The organism is Streptomyces sp. RKAG290 (assembly GCF_023701695.1).
Classification (GTDB): domain Bacteria; phylum Actinomycetota; class Actinomycetes; order Streptomycetales; family Streptomycetaceae; genus Streptomyces.
Window position 1 is genome coordinate 4,971,414 of record NZ_JAJOZC010000001.1, and the last position, 15,375, is coordinate 4,986,788.

The 15,375-nt window shown below is 70.4% G+C and carries 10 protein-coding genes and 3 pseudogenes; 10 read left to right on the plus strand and 3 right to left on the minus strand.

Annotation, left to right across the window (positions count from 1 at the left end):
• Positions 1-53: 53 nt before the first annotated feature.
• From LNW71_RS21855 to obgE, 5 genes and pseudogenes are all read left to right on the plus strand, one after another.
• Positions 54-806 (plus strand): phosphocholine cytidylyltransferase family protein, encoded by a 753-nt coding sequence (locus LNW71_RS21855; protein ID WP_250969777.1) that lies wholly within the window; start codon positions 54-56, stop codon positions 804-806.
• On the plus strand, positions 794-1,855 hold the full coding sequence (locus tag LNW71_RS21860) for an iron-containing alcohol dehydrogenase family protein (RefSeq protein WP_250969778.1): 1,062 nt from the start codon (positions 794-796) through the stop codon (positions 1,853-1,855). Before LNW71_RS21855 ends, LNW71_RS21860 begins: the two co-directional genes overlap by 13 nt.
• Positions 1,856-2,053: 198 nt before the next feature.
• Complete coding sequence (rplU, locus tag LNW71_RS21865; RefSeq protein WP_015577124.1) at positions 2,054-2,374, plus strand: 50S ribosomal protein L21; 321 nt, start codon at positions 2,054-2,056, stop codon at positions 2,372-2,374.
• Between the two features lie 14 nt (positions 2,375-2,388).
• Complete coding sequence (gene rpmA / locus LNW71_RS21870; RefSeq protein ID WP_018103204.1) at positions 2,389-2,646, plus strand: 50S ribosomal protein L27; 258 nt, start codon at positions 2,389-2,391, stop codon at positions 2,644-2,646.
• Positions 2,647-2,785: 139 nt separating this feature from the next.
• Positions 2,786-4,224 (plus strand): annotated as a pseudogene (gene obgE / locus LNW71_RS21875) (GTPase ObgE).
• A 93-nt stretch (positions 4,225-4,317) separates the two neighbouring features.
• On the opposite strand, the gene LNW71_RS21880 reads toward obgE, so the two are convergent.
• The gene (locus LNW71_RS21880; protein WP_250969779.1) at positions 4,318-6,549 is read right to left on the minus strand and encodes a bifunctional glycosyltransferase/CDP-glycerol:glycerophosphate glycerophosphotransferase; all 2,232 of its coding nucleotides are present in this window, start codon (positions 6,547-6,549) and stop codon (positions 4,318-4,320) included.
• Between the two features lie 204 nt (positions 6,550-6,753).
• Between LNW71_RS21880 and galE the strand changes: the two genes are divergently transcribed.
• The gene (gene galE / locus LNW71_RS21885) at positions 6,754-7,725 is read left to right on the plus strand and encodes a UDP-glucose 4-epimerase GalE (RefSeq protein ID WP_250969780.1); all 972 of its coding nucleotides are present in this window, start codon (positions 6,754-6,756) and stop codon (positions 7,723-7,725) included.
• Positions 7,726-7,798: 73 nt separating this feature from the next.
• Here the strand turns inward: galE and LNW71_RS21890 are convergent.
• Positions 7,799-9,870, minus strand: a pseudogene (locus LNW71_RS21890) (hypothetical protein).
• 515 nt (positions 9,871-10,385) lie between these two features.
• On the opposite strand from LNW71_RS21890, the pseudogene LNW71_RS21895 reads away from it, so the two are divergent.
• From LNW71_RS21895 to rfbD, 3 genes and pseudogenes are all read left to right on the plus strand, one after another.
• Positions 10,386-11,455 (plus strand): annotated as a pseudogene (locus LNW71_RS21895) (glucose-1-phosphate thymidylyltransferase).
• Positions 11,452-12,438: a dTDP-glucose 4,6-dehydratase gene (rfbB, locus tag LNW71_RS21900; protein ID WP_250969781.1), complete on the plus strand. Its 987-nt coding sequence runs from the start codon at positions 11,452-11,454 to the stop codon at positions 12,436-12,438. Before LNW71_RS21895 ends, rfbB begins: the two are co-directional and overlap by 4 nt.
• 32 nt (positions 12,439-12,470) lie before the next feature.
• Positions 12,471-13,319 (plus strand): dTDP-4-dehydrorhamnose reductase, encoded by an 849-nt coding sequence (rfbD, locus tag LNW71_RS21905; RefSeq protein ID WP_285802891.1) that lies wholly within the window; start codon positions 12,471-12,473, stop codon positions 13,317-13,319.
• Here the strand turns inward: rfbD and LNW71_RS21910 are convergent, their stop codons facing one another.
• Positions 13,320-13,973: a dTDP-4-dehydrorhamnose 3,5-epimerase gene (locus LNW71_RS21910; RefSeq protein ID WP_250969783.1), complete on the minus strand. Its 654-nt coding sequence runs from the start codon at positions 13,971-13,973 to the stop codon at positions 13,320-13,322.
• A gap of 243 nt (positions 13,974-14,216) precedes the next feature.
• On the opposite strand from LNW71_RS21910, the gene proB reads away from it, so the two are divergent.
• Positions 14,217-15,302 (plus strand): glutamate 5-kinase, encoded by a 1,086-nt coding sequence (gene proB, locus LNW71_RS21915; protein WP_250972098.1) that lies wholly within the window; start codon positions 14,217-14,219, stop codon positions 15,300-15,302.
• The last annotated feature ends 73 nt before the right edge of the window (positions 15,303-15,375 follow it).

The following is a 15,375-nucleotide window of genomic DNA, read 5'->3' on the forward strand; positions in this document are numbered from 1 at the left end:
ACGGCGCACGCACTCCACCCGAGAACACGCACCAAGGACCAAGGAGAACCCTCATGATCGGCATGATTCTGGCGGCCGGCGCCGGCCGCCGTCTGCGCCCCTACACCGACACGCTTCCCAAGGCCCTGGTGCCGGTCGGCCCCGAGGGCGACGAGGAGAGCCTGACCGTCGTCGACCTGACGCTGGGCAACTTCGCCGAGGTCGGCCTGACCGAGGTCGCGATCATCGTGGGCTACCGCAAGGAGGCCCTGTACGAGCGCAAGGCCGCCCTCGAGGCGAAGTACGGCGTCAGCCTCACGCTGATCGACAACGACAAGGCCGAGGAGTGGAACAACGCCTACTCCCTGTGGTGCGGCCGTGACGCCCTCAAGGACGGCGTGATCCTCGCCAACGGCGACACCGTGCACCCCGTCTCCGTCGAGAAGACGCTGCTCGCCGCCCGCGGCGACGGCAAGAAGATCATCCTGGCCCTCGACACGGTGAAGCAGCTCGCCGACGAGGAGATGAAGGTCGTCGCCGATCCTGCCAAGGGCGTTCAGCGGATCACCAAGCTGATGGACCCGGCCGAGGCCACCGGCGAGTACATCGGTGTCACCCTCATCGAGGGCGAGGCCGCCGAGGAGCTCGCGGACGCGCTGAAGACGACGTTCGAGCGCGACCCGGACCTCTACTACGAGGACGGCTACCAGGAGCTCGTCAACCGCGGCTTCAAGGTCGACGTGGAGCCGATCGGCGACGTCAAGTGGGTCGAGATCGACAACCACGAGGACCTGGCCAAGGGGAGGACCATCGCGTGCCAGTACTGACCCGGCTGATACCGGCGCCGGTCGTCGTCGACATCCGCGCGGGCGCTCTGGCCGATCTCGCGGGTGTCCTCGCCGATCAGCGGATCTCCGGGTCGGGCAAGCTGGCGGTCGCGATCAGCGGCGGTTCCGGCCGGGCGCTGCGCGAGCGGCTCTCGGACAGCCTGCCGGGTGCTTCCTGGTTCGAGGTGGGCGGCGGCACGCTGGATGACGCCGTCAAGCTCGCCGAGGCCATGAAGTCCGGCCGGTACGACGCCGTGGTCGGCCTCGGCGGCGGCAAGATCATCGACTGTGCGAAGTTCGCCGCAGCCCGCATCGGGCTGCCGCTGGTCGCCGTGGCGACGAACCTGTCCCACGACGGTCTGTGCTCGCCGGTGGCCACCTTGGACAACGACGCGGGCCGCGGCTCGTACGGTGTTCCGAACCCGATCGCCGTCGTCATCGACCTCGACATCATCCGTGAGGCCCCGGTCCGCTTCGTGCGGTCCGGGATCGGGGACGCGCTCTCCAACATCTCCGCGGTGGCGGACTGGGAGCTCGCCCACCGGGTCAACGGCGAGGACATCGACGGACTGGCCGCCGCGATGGCCCGGCAGGCCGGCGAGGCCGTGCTGCGCCACCCGGGGGCCGTCGGCGACGACAGCTTCCTCCAGGTGCTGGCGGAGGGCCTCGTGCTCACCGGCATCTCGATGTCGGTGGCCGGCGACAGCCGCCCCGCCTCCGGCGCCTGCCACGAGATCAACCACGCCTTCGACCTGCTCTTCCCCAAGCGGGCGGCCAGCCACGGGGAGCAGTGCGGTCTGGGTGCGGCGTTCGCGATGCACCTGCGCGGGGCCCATCAGGAGTCCGTGCGGATGACCGAGACGCTGCGGCGCCACGGTCTGCCCGTCACCGCGCAGGAGATCGGCTTCAGCGCGGACGAATTCGCCTCGGTGGTCGCCTTCGCGCCCCGGACCAGGCCGGGCCGGTTCACCATCCTGGAACATCTGAACCTGTCCGAGGACGGGATCAGGGACGCCTACGCCGACTACGTCAGGGCCGCCGGGGCCTGAGTCGGGGGGCCCGGTTTGACCGGGCTGTCCGAGGCCCCGTAATCTTGACCGTCGGCGTTTGTTTCGCCACACCTCTGAGCAATCACCTCCCGCTCGTACGGGAGAGGCCGCTCGTCCAATCCGGATCATCACGGGTCCCCGGACCCGTGTGAGCGGCTGGCTTCAGAGGTTTCCGCTTCGAGTGAGAGTGAGATCCGCGTGTACGCCATCGTGCGCAGCGGTGGTCGCCAGCACAAGGTTGCTGTCGGCGACATCGTTGAGGTTGACAAGATTTCCACCGCCAAGGTTGGCGACACGGTAGAGCTCTCTACCCTGCTCGTTGTCGACGGCGACGCCGTGACCAGCGACCCGTGGGTGCTTGACGGCATCAAGGTCCAGGCCGAGATCGTGGACCACCACAAGGGCGCGAAGATCGACATCCTTCGCTACAAGAACAAGACCGGCTACCGCCGTCGCCAGGGTCACCGCCAGCAGTACACGGCGATCAAGGTCACCGGTATCCCCGCGGCTGCGAAGTAAGGGACTGAGGAGACATGGCACATAAGAAGGGCGCATCGTCCACTCGGAACGGGCGCGACTCCAATGCTCAGCGGCTCGGCGTGAAGCGCTTCGGCGGTCAGGCCGTCAACGCCGGTGAGATCCTGGTCCGCCAGCGCGGCACCCACTTCCACCCGGGCACGGGCGTCGGCCGTGGCGGCGACGACACGCTGTTCGCCCTCGCCGCCGGTGCGGTCGAGTTCGGCACGCACCGTGGCCGCAAGGTCGTGAACATCGTTCCGATCGCCGGCTGATTTTCGGCGCTCGTCGAGCGGTTTGACGTGGAGGCGGACCTCACTTCCTGTAACGGGAAGTGGGTCCGCCTTTCGCGTGTTGCTCCTACAGGGGCACGAGCGAGACTTTTCTGCACGTATGTAACTGGAGGTTCCAACCATGACCACCTTCGTGGACCGCGTCGAGCTGCATGCCGCCGCGGGTAACGGGGGCCACGGCTGCGCCTCCGTTCACCGTGAGAAGTTCAAGCCGCTCGGCGGCCCGGACGGCGGCAACGGCGGCCGTGGCGGTGATGTGACCCTGATCGTCGACCAGGCCGTCACCACCCTCCTCGACTATCACCACCACCCCACCGCAAGGCCACCAACGGCCAGCCCGGTGCCGGTGACAACCGCACCGGCAAGGAGGGCCAGGACCTGATCCTGCCCGTGCCGGACGGCACCGTCGTGCTCGACACCGACGGCAACGTGCTCGCCGACCTGGTCGGCCAGGGCACCATGTTCGTCGCCGGCCAGGGCGGCCGCGGCGGCCTGGGCAACGGCGCGCTGGCCTCCGCCCGGCGCAAGGCGCCCGGTTTCGCGCTGCTCGGCGAGCCCGGTGAGAGCCGGGACATCGTCCTGGAGCTGAAGACCGTCGCCGACGTAGCCCTGGTGGGCTACCCGAGCGCCGGTAAGTCCTCGCTGATCTCGGTCCTGTCGGCCGCCAAGCCGAAGATCGCCGACTACCCGTTCACGACCCTCGTCCCGAACCTGGGCGTGGTCACCGCGGGCAGCACCGTCTACACCATCGCCGACGTCCCGGGCCTGATCCCGGGCGCCAGCCAGGGCAAGGGCCTCGGCCTGGAGTTCCTGCGCCACGTCGAGCGCTGCTCGGTGCTCGTGCACGTACTGGACACGGCGACGCTCGAGTCCGACCGTGACCCGGTCTCCGACCTCGACATGATCGAGGAGGAGCTGAAGCTGTACGGCGGTCTGGACGACCGGCCCCGCATCGTCGTCCTCAACAAGATCGACATCCCGGACGGCCAGGACCTGGCGGAGATGATCCGTCCGGACCTGGAGGCCCGCGGATACCGCGTCTTCGAGGTCTCCGCCGTGGCCCGTACCGGTCTCAAGGAGCTCTCCTTCGCGCTGGCCGGAGTCATCGCCGAGGCGCGTGCCGCCAAGCCGGTGGAGGAGGCGACCCGTATCGTCATCCGGCCCAAGGCCGTGGACGACGCCGGGTTCACCGTGGTGCTGGAGGACGACGGCATCTACCGGGTGCGCGGCGAGAAGCCCGAACGCTGGGTGCGCCAGACCGACTTCAACAACGACGAGGCCGTCGGATACCTCGCGGACCGGCTGAACCGGCTCGGTGTCGAGGACGCGCTGCGCAAGGCCGGAGCCCGCGCGGGCGACGGAGTGGCCATCGGGGCCGAGGACAACGCCGTCGTCTTCGACTGGGAGCCGACGGTGACGGCCGGTGCGGAGATGCTCGGCCGCCGTGGCGAGGACCACCGGCTCGAGGAGCCGCGTCCGGCCGCTCAGCGCCGTCGTGACCGCGAGGACGAGCGCGACGACGTCAGCAAGGAGTACCAGGAGTTCGACCCGTTCGCGTAACCGCGCGGGAGGACCGCCGACGGTCCCGGTTCCCTTCGGGGAGCCGGGACCGTTCGGTTTTCCGGACGTCCGGTTGTTCCCGGACGTGCGTGGTCAGGAGTGGTCGGCCCGCTCGCGCGCCTCGGCGGGGGAGGGGGCCGGGGTGCGCTCGTCGAGCGGAATCACCGGCAGCAGCGTCTGCTCGCCCAGGAAGACCCTGCGCACGACGCGTTCCGCGGCGCGGCCGTCGTCGTAGTCGCAGTAGCGCTCCCGGAACGCCCTGCGCAGCCCGGCCGACTTCTCGCTCCGCCACTCCTGGGAGCCCAGCACCGAGGTGAGCTGCTCCTGGCTGGTCGCGACGGCACCCGGGGGCTCGGCCATGAGGTCGAAGTAGGTGCCGCGCACGACCCGGTAGGTGTCCCAGTCGTCGGCGTAGATCACGATCGGCCGGTCCAGGTTGGCGTAGTCGAACATCGCCGACGAGTAGTCCGTGACGAGCGCGTCCGCCGCGAGGTAGAGCTGCTCGACGTCGGCGTGCGCGGACACGTCGATGATCCGGCCGCTGGCCTGGAGATCGGCGAGCCGGCCGGTCGGCTTGTAGAAGTAGTGGCCGCGCACCAGCAGGGTGACGTCGGGTCCCAGTTCCTCGGCCAGCTTCGGCAGATCGAGCCGGGGGGCGAAGGACTTCTGGTACTCGCGGTGCGTCGGCGCGTACAGGAACGCCGTCGTGCCGTCCGCCAGGCCGAGCTCGCGCCGGGCCCGCGAGACGTCCGCCGCGGTGGAGTTGAGCAGCACGTCGTTGCGCGGGTAGCCGGTCTCCAGCGAGGTGTACCGGCAGGGGTACACCCGCTCCCACACGGTGGTGGAGAACCGGTTGGCGGACAGGCTGTAGTCCCAGCGGTCGCACCGGCTGAGCAGCTTCTCCATGTCCATGCTGGTGGACGCGGGGAACTGGGCCTGGTCGAGCCCCATCGTCTTCAGCGGGGTGCCGTGGTGGGTCTGCAGATGGATCTGGCCCTCGCGCTTGATCACGGTGTCGCCGAAGTTCACGTTGTTCGTCAGGTACTTGGCGCGGGCCATCACCGCCCAGTACTCGCGGGACCCGACGACCACGCTCTCCACGCCCTTGGGCACCCGGTCGCGGTGCTCGGACCTGACCGCCCAGACGCGGCGCATGCCCGGGGCCAGCCGCCCCAGCTCCGCCTCGATCGCCGCGGGGTTGCAGGAGTAGCCGCGGCCCCAGTACGCGGAGAACACCGCGAGGTTGTCGTCCAGCGGCATCCGCAGCTGGGACTTGTAGAACATGCCGAGGGCGGCGCGCTTGGCCCGGCCGACCCGGGCACGGCTGCCCAGCCGGGCCCGGTTGCGCACGTTGTTGACCCGGGTCACGCCGACCAGCGCCGAATAGGAGTCGACGCCCAGCAGCGCGTACTTGTAGCCTTTGCCGCCCGGCGGCCGCTCGAAGCCCTCCGGGATGCGGCTGCGGTAGTCCTTGGCCGCGCGGTGGAAGAACTCGGCCCGGGCGCTGTGCGGCAGCCGGCCGGGCTTCTCCAGCACGGTCAGGTAGTGGTCGACCATCTTCCTGAACAGGGCCGGCCGCCAGGAGTCGAGGTCCGGCCGCTCGTCCAGGTAGCCGAAGACGCGGTCGTACTGGTCGAAGACGTCGAAGTGCTTGCGGCTGACGGTCCGCAGGATGTTCCCGCCCTCACGCCGCTGCCGGTACAGCACGCAGGAGCGGTCGAGGACGGCGATGCTCTCCGCCGAGATCAGCGAGGTGTACGTCCACGGCGCGTCCTCGTAGTACCCGGGCGGGAAGCGGAACCCGTGGCGGGCGACGAAGTCGCGGCGGTAGGCCTTGTTCCACACGATCTGCAGCAGGTCCAGCAACTGCGGCCGGTCCGCCAGCGTGAAGACGTCCGGACCGCTCTCCTCCAGCAGCTCCGCACGCTTGTTGCGCAGCAGCCGCCCGTCCCAGTAGCTGCGGGTGTAGTCGTAGACCAGGATGTCGGGGTCGTCCGTCACGGCGAGGCGGGCCGCGATGGCCGACAGCGAGCCGGGGGCGAGCGTGTCGTCGCTGTCGAGGAAGAGCACGTAGTCGCCGGTCGCCAGGTCGAGGCCGGCGTTGCGCGCGCGGCCGAGACCCACGTTCTCGGTGAGATGCAGCACACGGACACGGGAGTCACGCTGCGCGTACGTGTCGAGGATCGCGCCGGAACCGTCCGGCGAGCAGTCGTCGACGCCGATGATCTCGAAGTCGGTGAAGTCCTGCTGGAGCACGGAGTCGAGACACTCCCCGATGTACCCCTGCACGTTGTACGCAGGCACGATGAGTGTCAGTCGAGGCATCGTCCACCAGTCCAGAGAGCTGTCCGAAGATTTGTGCGAGGGGCGCGGCGCGCACCGTTGGTCAGCGGGGCGGCGTCCAGCACCCGGACAGCCTAATTGATTGCTGTCAGCCCGCTTTGAGCGGTGAGGCCCGGTCCGTCGATCCGACTTTATGTGCACGTAGAGTGAACCGGACGGCAGGACCTCGGACAGGGAGACGCACGAATGACCTGGATGGTTACGGGCGGGGCGGGATACATCGGCGCACACGTGGTGCGCGCGATGCTCGCGGGCGGTCAGCAGGTCGTCGTGTACGACGACCTGTCGACCGGGAACGCCGAGAAGGTGCCCGCCGGGGTGCCCCTGGTCACCGGCAGCGTCCTCGACCGGCAGGCTCTCGACGCCGCGATCCGCGACCACGGTGTGACCGGTGTGGTGCACATCGCGGGCAAGAAGCAGGTGGGCGAGTCCGTCGAGCGGCCCCTCTACTACTACCGCGAGAACGTGACCGGCCTCGAGGTGCTGCTGGAGAGCATGGTCGACGCGGGCGTCGACCGGCTGGTGTTCTCCTCGTCGGCCGCCGTGTACGGCATGCCCGACGTCGCCCTCGTCACCGAGGACACCCCCTGCGCACCGATGAGTCCGTACGGGGAGACCAAGCTCGTCGGCGAATGGCTGATCCACGCCGCCGCCCGGGCCCACGGCCTGCGCGCCGCCTCGCTCCGCTACTTCAACGTCGCCGGTGCCGCCTCGCCCGAGCTCGCCGACGCGGGGGTGTTCAACCTCATCCCGATGGTCTTCGAGCGCCTTGAGGCAGGTGAGGGCCCGCGGATCTTCGGCGACGACTACGCGACGCCGGACGGCACCTGCATCCGCGACTACATCCACGTCGAGGACATCGCCTCCGCCCACCTCGCGGCCGCGCTCCGGCTCGACGAGGCCGAGCGCGGCACGGATCTCACGCTGAACATCGGCCGCGGTGAGGGCAGCTCCGTACGGGAGATGGTCGAACGGATCCTCAAGGTGACGGACAACGGGGATGTCGCCCCCGAGGTGACCGCCCGCCGCGCCGGTGACCCGGCGCGTGTGGTCGCCGGGGCCGACCGGATCCGCGCGGAGCTGGGCTGGTCGGCCCGGTACGGCGTGGACGAGATGATCGACTCCGCGTGGCAGGGCTGGCGCCACCGCCACCCGTAGCCCGCGCGCCGGTGGACGGCAGAGGCCTGGCACCACCCCTCGGGGCGGTGCCAGGCCTCTGCCGTCGGTCCGGTTACGCCTCGGGCGCCGCCTCCAGCCGGTCGGTGAGGGCTTCCTCCGCCTCCTCCAGCGCTGCCCGCTGTGCCGGGATCGCGGGGAGCAGCCGGTTCGACATCCGTACCCGGTGCTCGTCCGCCCTCTCGCAGAGGCCGAGTACCGCAGCGCCGAAGCGGGCATGCGACGGCGGGTCCGAGGGGCCGAGGAGATGGCGCTTCAGACCGGCGCGGGCCGCGGCCAGCGCGTCCTTGCCGGGGTTGCGCACCGATTCGAGGAGGGCGGGGACGTTCTCCGCGTCCGGCGTCAGGATCGTTGCTGCGCGGACCGTCGGGAACGCGTCGCGGAAGAGTTCCTCGGGCATGTCGCTGGTGTTCGCCACGGCGTACGGCTTCTCGCTCGCCAGGTAGTCCGTGACCACGCTCGACACGTCGCTGATCAGCAGGTCCGCCTCGTTGAAGCAGGCGTACAGCGCGGGCCGCGGGGTCGTGATGATCAGGTGCTCGCCCGGGGGAGGGAGGCCCAGTGGGCCGCTTCCCAGGCCGCCGTCGCCGCGGCGACGGCCTCGGCCCGCCCGGCCTCCGGAGTGCTCTGTACCCGCATGCGCTCCGCGTCGTCCGCGTCGGCGCGGAACGAGGAGGCGGTGAGCCGGTCCAGCTCCGCGGTCCGCCGGGCCAGCTCGGCGGCGGCCTGCGGTCCGGGGCGGGGGCCGGTGCGGCCGCGGTTGGCCTCGTGGATCAGCGCCTGGATGCGCGCGTTGGCGGCGCCGGCCAGCGGGTCGACCGAGCCCGTCATCGGGTGCGGCTTGTAGAGCAGCCGGACCCCGGGGTCGGCGAGCAGCGCCCGGACGATGTTCTCCCCGGCCAGGACGACCGAGGTGTTGCCCGGATTGCCGTCCCAGCCCTCCCACGTGGGGGCGTAGAGCACGGTCGTGTACGCGCCGGTGGGCGGGCCCGCGTACGGGGTGATCGGGGCCAGCTGGGGGCGGCCGACCTCCACCACGTCGTGGTCCTCGATGCCGACGTCGGCCAGCGCGTAGCGCTCGCGCGCCGCCGGCCCGGCGACCCACACCTGGTCGTACGCCTTCGCGTACGGATTGCAGCTGGAGAGCTTGTCGCTCTCGCCGTGATTGACGAAGGCGTGCTTGATCGACGGTATCCGCAGGATCTGCGAGGTCTTGCCGGAGTTCGCGGGGTGGATCAGCAGCTTGAGGGCCGACTGCTCCAGGCGGAGCAGCACGGAGACCTTCGGGATGCAGATGACGGGGATGTCCGTCGCACCGATGCGCTGCATCATGAAGCGCTCGCGCAGCACGATCACCGGACGGCCGCCGAGCCCGGCCAGCGAGTCCAGCCACATGTTGGCCTGGTACGCGGACGAGGTGCCGCCGGAGAAGTACATGCCGACGGTCGGCCGGTAGTCGGCGAGCCAGCCGTCGAACCAGTCCAGCACCTCATCGGACGACGCGGGCCGGCGGCGTACCAGGCACCACACCAGCCCGGCCAGCGAGCCGGCGGCGAGAGCGACCGACAGCGCGATGCCTGCCGCGGCGAACTGGGGCCGGTCACTCGCCGCGGTCACCAGGAGCCCCGCGGTCGCGGGCAGCCCGAACAGCAGCAGGCGCGGCCCGTGGCGGCGCATCAGCAGCGCCGGGGGCGCCGGGGTGATCCGCAGGGCGGAGGCGTCGACGTTGCGGGTGAGCAGCGGCAGTGTCCGCGTGCCGCGCACCCGGATCGCCGCCGCGTGCCCGGCGAAGTGGAGCCCGTAGAAGAGGAGCAGGCCGAGGACGAGCGGGAGATAGACCCATTCCTGGCGGTGGCCGGTCAGCCGGAGCAGGCCCACGATCAGCAGGAAGTCACAGGTCAGCCGGCGGACCATGACATCGGCCCGGACCTTGGCGAGCAGCGAGACATGGCCGGGCCGCCAGCGGTGCAGGGCGGCTTCGGCGAAGAGGCCGGCGGTGGTCGCCGTGACGAGCAGCACGAGGTGGGGGACGACGGCCGCGGCGGCCTGAGCGACGAAGGACACGGCCAGTACGGCGACGGGGAGGAACTTCGCGGCGTACCGCAGGACTGGGGGGAGTGGTTGCACAGGGGGACTCCAAAGAGCGCGAGCTCTCGCGTGCGCGGTGGGGCCGTGCCGACACGACCGACCGGTCGGTCGATCCCTGACCGGGCCACCCGATGGGCATGGGGGTTCAGGGAGCCCACCATATGGAAGTCACTTGGTCCGCTCATGAGACGAACGTGAAGGAAGTGTGAGAATCAAGCACACAGGCGCAACCAAATCCCGGTTCCTGAATTCGCAGGAATTGTCACCGAAAGTGCGGATCATGCGGCGCGGAGGCCACGGGTGTCGGTGCCACGCCCGGCGAGGATCCGCGCGTCCCGCGATTCAGTTCGATGTGCCGCATGTCTGTTTCCCGGCGGCCGCCGGAGCGTGAAAAGCCGCCCCGGCGGTTACGGGCGGGGTCCGCTTTTCGTCCGGATGTGTCGGTAACGGGTTGAGAGGGCTGTTTCATCACAGATGGGACAGCGATTCTCAGTAAGGTCGCCCGATAGGTCGCAGCCGCGACAGACCGCCATCTCATCGTGGGGGCAGAAACAGTGAAGGCTCTCGTACTTTCCGGTGGGGCAGGCACCCGGCTCAGGCCCATCACCCACACCTCGGCCAAACAGCTGGTCCCGGTGGCGAACAAGCCGGTGCTGTTCTACGGCCTGGAGGCCATCGCGGAAGCGGGCATCACCGAGGTCGGCATCATCGTGGGCGACACCGAGGAGGAGATCCGCGCGGCGGTCGGCGACGGCTCCCGGTTCGGCATCGACGTCACCTACATCCCGCAGTCCGAGCCGCTCGGCCTCGCGCACGCGGTCCTGATCGCCCAGCGCTTCCTGGGCGACGAGGACTTCGTCATGTATCTCGGGGACAACTTCATCATCGGCGGGATCGCCGGCCTGGTCGAGGGGTTCCGTGCCGACCGGCCCGACGCCCAGATCCTGCTGACCCAGGTGCCCGACCCGACCTCGTTCGGCGTCGCGGAGCTCGACGGGGACGGCAGGGTGGTGGCCCTGGAGGAGAAGCCCAGGGAGCCCAAGAGCGATCTGGCACTCGTCGGCGTCTACCTCTTCACCCGGGTCATCCACGAGGCCGTCCGAGCCATCCGCCCGTCCTGGCGCGGCGAACTGGAGATCACCCACGCCATCCAGTGGCTGATCGACCAGGAGCGCGACGTCCGGTCCACGATGATCCGCGGGTACTGGAAGGACACCGGCAACGTCACCGACATGCTGGAGGTCAACCGGACCGTCCTGGAGACCATCGAGCCCTGCACCGAGGGCGCGCACGTCGACGACGAGAGCGAGATCATCGGCCGGGTACGGATCGAGCCGGGCGCCCGGGTCACCCGCAGCAGGATCGTCGGCCCCGCCATCATCGGCGCCCGCTCGGTGATCAGCGACGCCTACGTCGGGCCGTTCACCTCGGTCGCCCAGGAGTGCCGGATCGAGGACAGCGAGATCGAGTACTCCATCGTCCTGCGGGGCGCCTCCATCGACGGCGTCCGCCGCGTCGAGGCCTCTCTCATCGGCCACGAGGTCGAGGTGACCCCGCGCCCCGCAGCCCCTCCGCCCACCGTCTCGTCCTCGGCGACCACAGCAAGGTGCAGATCTCCTCATGACGACCCACATCCTGGTGACCGGCGGGGCCGGCTTCATCGGCTCGCACTACGTCCGTACGCTCCTCGGCCCCGACGGGCCGGGCGATGTCGCCGTCACCGTGCTCGACAAGCTCACCTACGCGGGAAATCCGGCCAACCTCGACGAGGTCCGTGACCACCCGGGCTTCTCGTTCGTGCAGGGTGACATCTGCGACGCGGAGCTGGTCGGCGGGCTCATGGCCGGGCACGACCAGGTGGTGCACTTCGCGGCCGAGTCCCACGTGGACCGCTCCATCGACTCAGGTGCCGCCTTCGTCCGCACCAACGTCGTGGGAACCCACACCCTCGTCCACGCCGCGCACCTGGCGGGCGTCAGGACCTTTGTGCACGTCTCCACCGACGAGGTCTACGGATCGATCGACGAGGGCTCCTGGACCGAGAGCGAACCGCTCGCGCCCAACTCGCCGTACTCCGCCTCCAAGGCCTCCAGCGACCTGATCGCGCTCTCCTACCACCGCACCCACGGCCTCAACGTGCGGGTGACCCGCTGCTCCAACAACTACGGCCACCACCACTTCCCCGAGAAGGTCATCCCGCTCTTCGTCACCCACCTGCTGGACGGCCGTCCGGTCCCGTTGTACGGCGACGGTGCCCACGTCCGCGACTGGCTGCACATCGACGACCACGTCCAGGGCATCGAACTCGTCCGCACCAAGGGCGGCGCGGGCGAGGTCTACAACATCGGCGGCGGCACCGAGCTCTCCAACAAGGAACTCACCGGGCTGCTCCTGGAGGCGTGCGGCGCCGACTGGGACACCGGCGTCACCCACGTCGAGGACCGCAAGGGGCACGACCGGCGCTACTCCGTGGACTGCACGAGGATCCGCGAGGAGCTCGGCTACGAGCCCCGCAAGGACTTCCGTACCGGCCTCGCGGAGACCGTGCAGTGGTACCGCGACCACCGCGCCTGGTGGGAGCCGCTCAAGCAGCGGGCCGCGCTGTGAGCCGGGTCTGGCTGGTCACCGGCGCCGCCGGCATGCTCGGACAGGACCTCATGGCCGCGCTCGCCCGCGAGGACGTCACCGTCCTCGCGGCGAACCGCACGGTCCTGGACATCGCCGACCCCGCCCGCGTCCGGGAGATGTTCACCGGCCACCGCCCCGCGGTCGTGGTCAACTGCGCCGCCTGGACCGCCGTCGACGACGCCGAGAGCCAGGAGGAAGCCGCGCTGCGGGTCAACGGCACCGGACCCGCGGTCCTCGCCGAGGCCTGCCGCGAACACGGCGCCGTCCTGCTCCACGTCTCCACCGACTACGTCTTCGCCGGGGACGGCGGGCAGCCGTACGGCGAGGACGCCCCCACCGGCCCGCGCAGCGCCTACGGACGCACCAAACTGGCCGGCGAACGCGCCGTCCTGGAGACCCTCCCCGACACCGGCTACGTCGTGCGCACCGCCTGGCTCTACGGGGCGGGCGGCGGCAACTTCGTCCGGACGATGATCAGGCTGGAGGGCGTCAAGGAGACCCTCGACGTGGTGGACGACCAGCGCGGGCAGCCCACCTGGACCGTCGACCTGGCCGGCCGGCTGGTCCGGCTCGGACAGGCCGCGCTCGACGGCACCGCGCCGGCGGGCGTCTACCACGCCACCAGTGGCGGCGAGACGACCTGGTTCGGCTTCACCCGGGAGATCTTCCGGCTGCTCGGCGCCGACCCGGCCCGGGTCCGCCCGACCACCAGCGGCGCCTTCGTCCGGCCGGCCCCCCGCCCGGCGTTCAGCGTGCTCGCGCAGAGCCGTTTCGCGGCCGCCGGGATCGAACCCATCCAGGACTGGCGCACGGCACTGGGCCAGGCGTTCCCGGCGCTGCTCGCCGCGGAACGCCCCTGATCACCTGCCGGCCGGACTGAGGGGCCGGCCGCCCGTCAGCACCCCCGGGGCCGGCGGACCGGCCGCCCGCAGCCGCGCGTAGTACGCCTCGCACTGGGCGTACGAGGGAAGCAGCCCCTGCTCCTCGGCCTCGGCCAGCGAAGGGGCGGCGGAGTCCTTCCCGGACAGCAGCGGGGCGATGTCGCGCGGCCACTCGATGGCCAGCTCGGCGTCGAGCGGGTCGATGCCGTGCTCACGTCCCGGGTTGTAACCCTCGGAGCAGAGATAGAGGACGGACGCGTCGTCCGTCAGCGCCATGAAGGCGTGGCCGAGCCCCTCCGCGAGATAGACCGCCCGGTGATCCGTGTCGTCGAGGCGGACGCTCTCCCACCGCTTGTACGTGGGTGAGCCGGCCCGGATGTCCACGATCACGTCGAGCACCGCGCCGCGCACACACTTCACGTACTTCGCCTGGCCCGGCGGCACGTCGGCGAAGTGGATCCCGCGCAGCGTGCCCCGGCGGGAGCTGGAGAAATTGGCCTGGGCCAGCCCGAGCGAATGCCCGGCCGCCGCACCGAGATCCGAGGCCCTGAACCACTCGTGGAAGCTGCCGCGGCCGTCCGGGATGACCTCGGGCTCCTGCACCCAGGCCCCTGGGATGGAGAGCTGGCGCATGCGATCACGTCCTGTTCCTGAAGTTCCGCCGAGTCCTGTCGCCGTGGTGCCGACGACTCCGTCAACGAGTCGCGGGGCGGAACGGATACGGAACGGTACGGATCAGGACGAAACGGGGTCCACGGTACGGAACGCGAAGGCGCCGTTTTCCGCGCTCGCGTAGATTGCGGAGTCCAGCGAGGCGAACCACGGGGGATACGCGTGTCAGGGGCAAGGCAGGGCGTCACGGAGGCCCGCAGGATCGTGGTCAAGGTCGGTTCCTCCTCCCTCACCACCGCATCCGGCGGCCTCGACGCGGACCGTGTCGACGCGCTCGTCGACGTGCTCGCCAAGGTGCGCGGCGGCGGTGAGCGCGAGGTCGTACTCGTCTCCAGCGGCGCCATCGCGGCCGGGCTCGCCCCGCTCGGACTGCACCGCAGACCCAAGGACCTGGCCAGGCAGCAGGCCGCTGCCAGCGTCGGCCAGGGACTGCTCGTCGCCCGCTACACCGCCTCCTTCGCCCGCTACGGCGTACGCGTCGGCCAGGTCCTGCTCACCAGCAACGACACCAGCCGCCGCGCCCACTACCGCAACGCCTACCGCACCCTGGACCAGCTCCTGGACATGGGTGCGCTGCCGATCGTCAACGAGAACGACACCGTCGCCACCGACGAGATCCGGTTCGGCGACAACGACCGGCTCGCCGCGCTCGTCGCCCACCTGGTCCGCGCCGATCTGCTGATCCTGCTCTCGGACGTGGACGGCCTCTACGACGGCGACCCGAGCATCCCGGGCACCACCCGCATCGCCGAGATCACCGGCCCCGCGGACCTGGCCGGGGTCAGCATCGGCAGCGCGGGCAAGGCGGGTGTCGGGACCGGTGGCATGGTCACCAAGGTCGAGGCCGCCCGGATCGCCACGGCCGCCGGCGTCCCGGTCGTCCTGACCTCCGCCAGCCACGCGGCGGACGCACTGGCCGGCCGTGACACCGGCACGTACTTCCACCGCACCGGACGCCGCTCCGCCGACCGGCTGCTGTGGCTCGCCCACGCCTCCACCCCGCAGGGCTCACTGACTCTGGACGACGGAGCCGTAGCTGCGGTCGTCGAGCGCCACAGCTCGCTGCTGCCGGCCGGGATCGCCGCGGTCGAGGGCGAGTTCGCCGCGGGTGACCCGGTGGAACTGCGTGATCTGCGGGGCCGGCCGGTGGCCCGAGGGCTCGTCAACTTCGACGCAAAGGAGATCCCGCAGCTCCTCGGCCGCTCCACCCGCGACCTGGCACGCGAACTGGGCCCCGCCTACGAGCGCGAGGTCGTACACAGGGACGATCTCGTCGTCCTGCACACCTGACAGACTTCCGAAACGGCTGAAAGTCCGGCCTTCGGGCAGAGACCTTCATGAAAACCGCCCCAAGCCGGGCCGC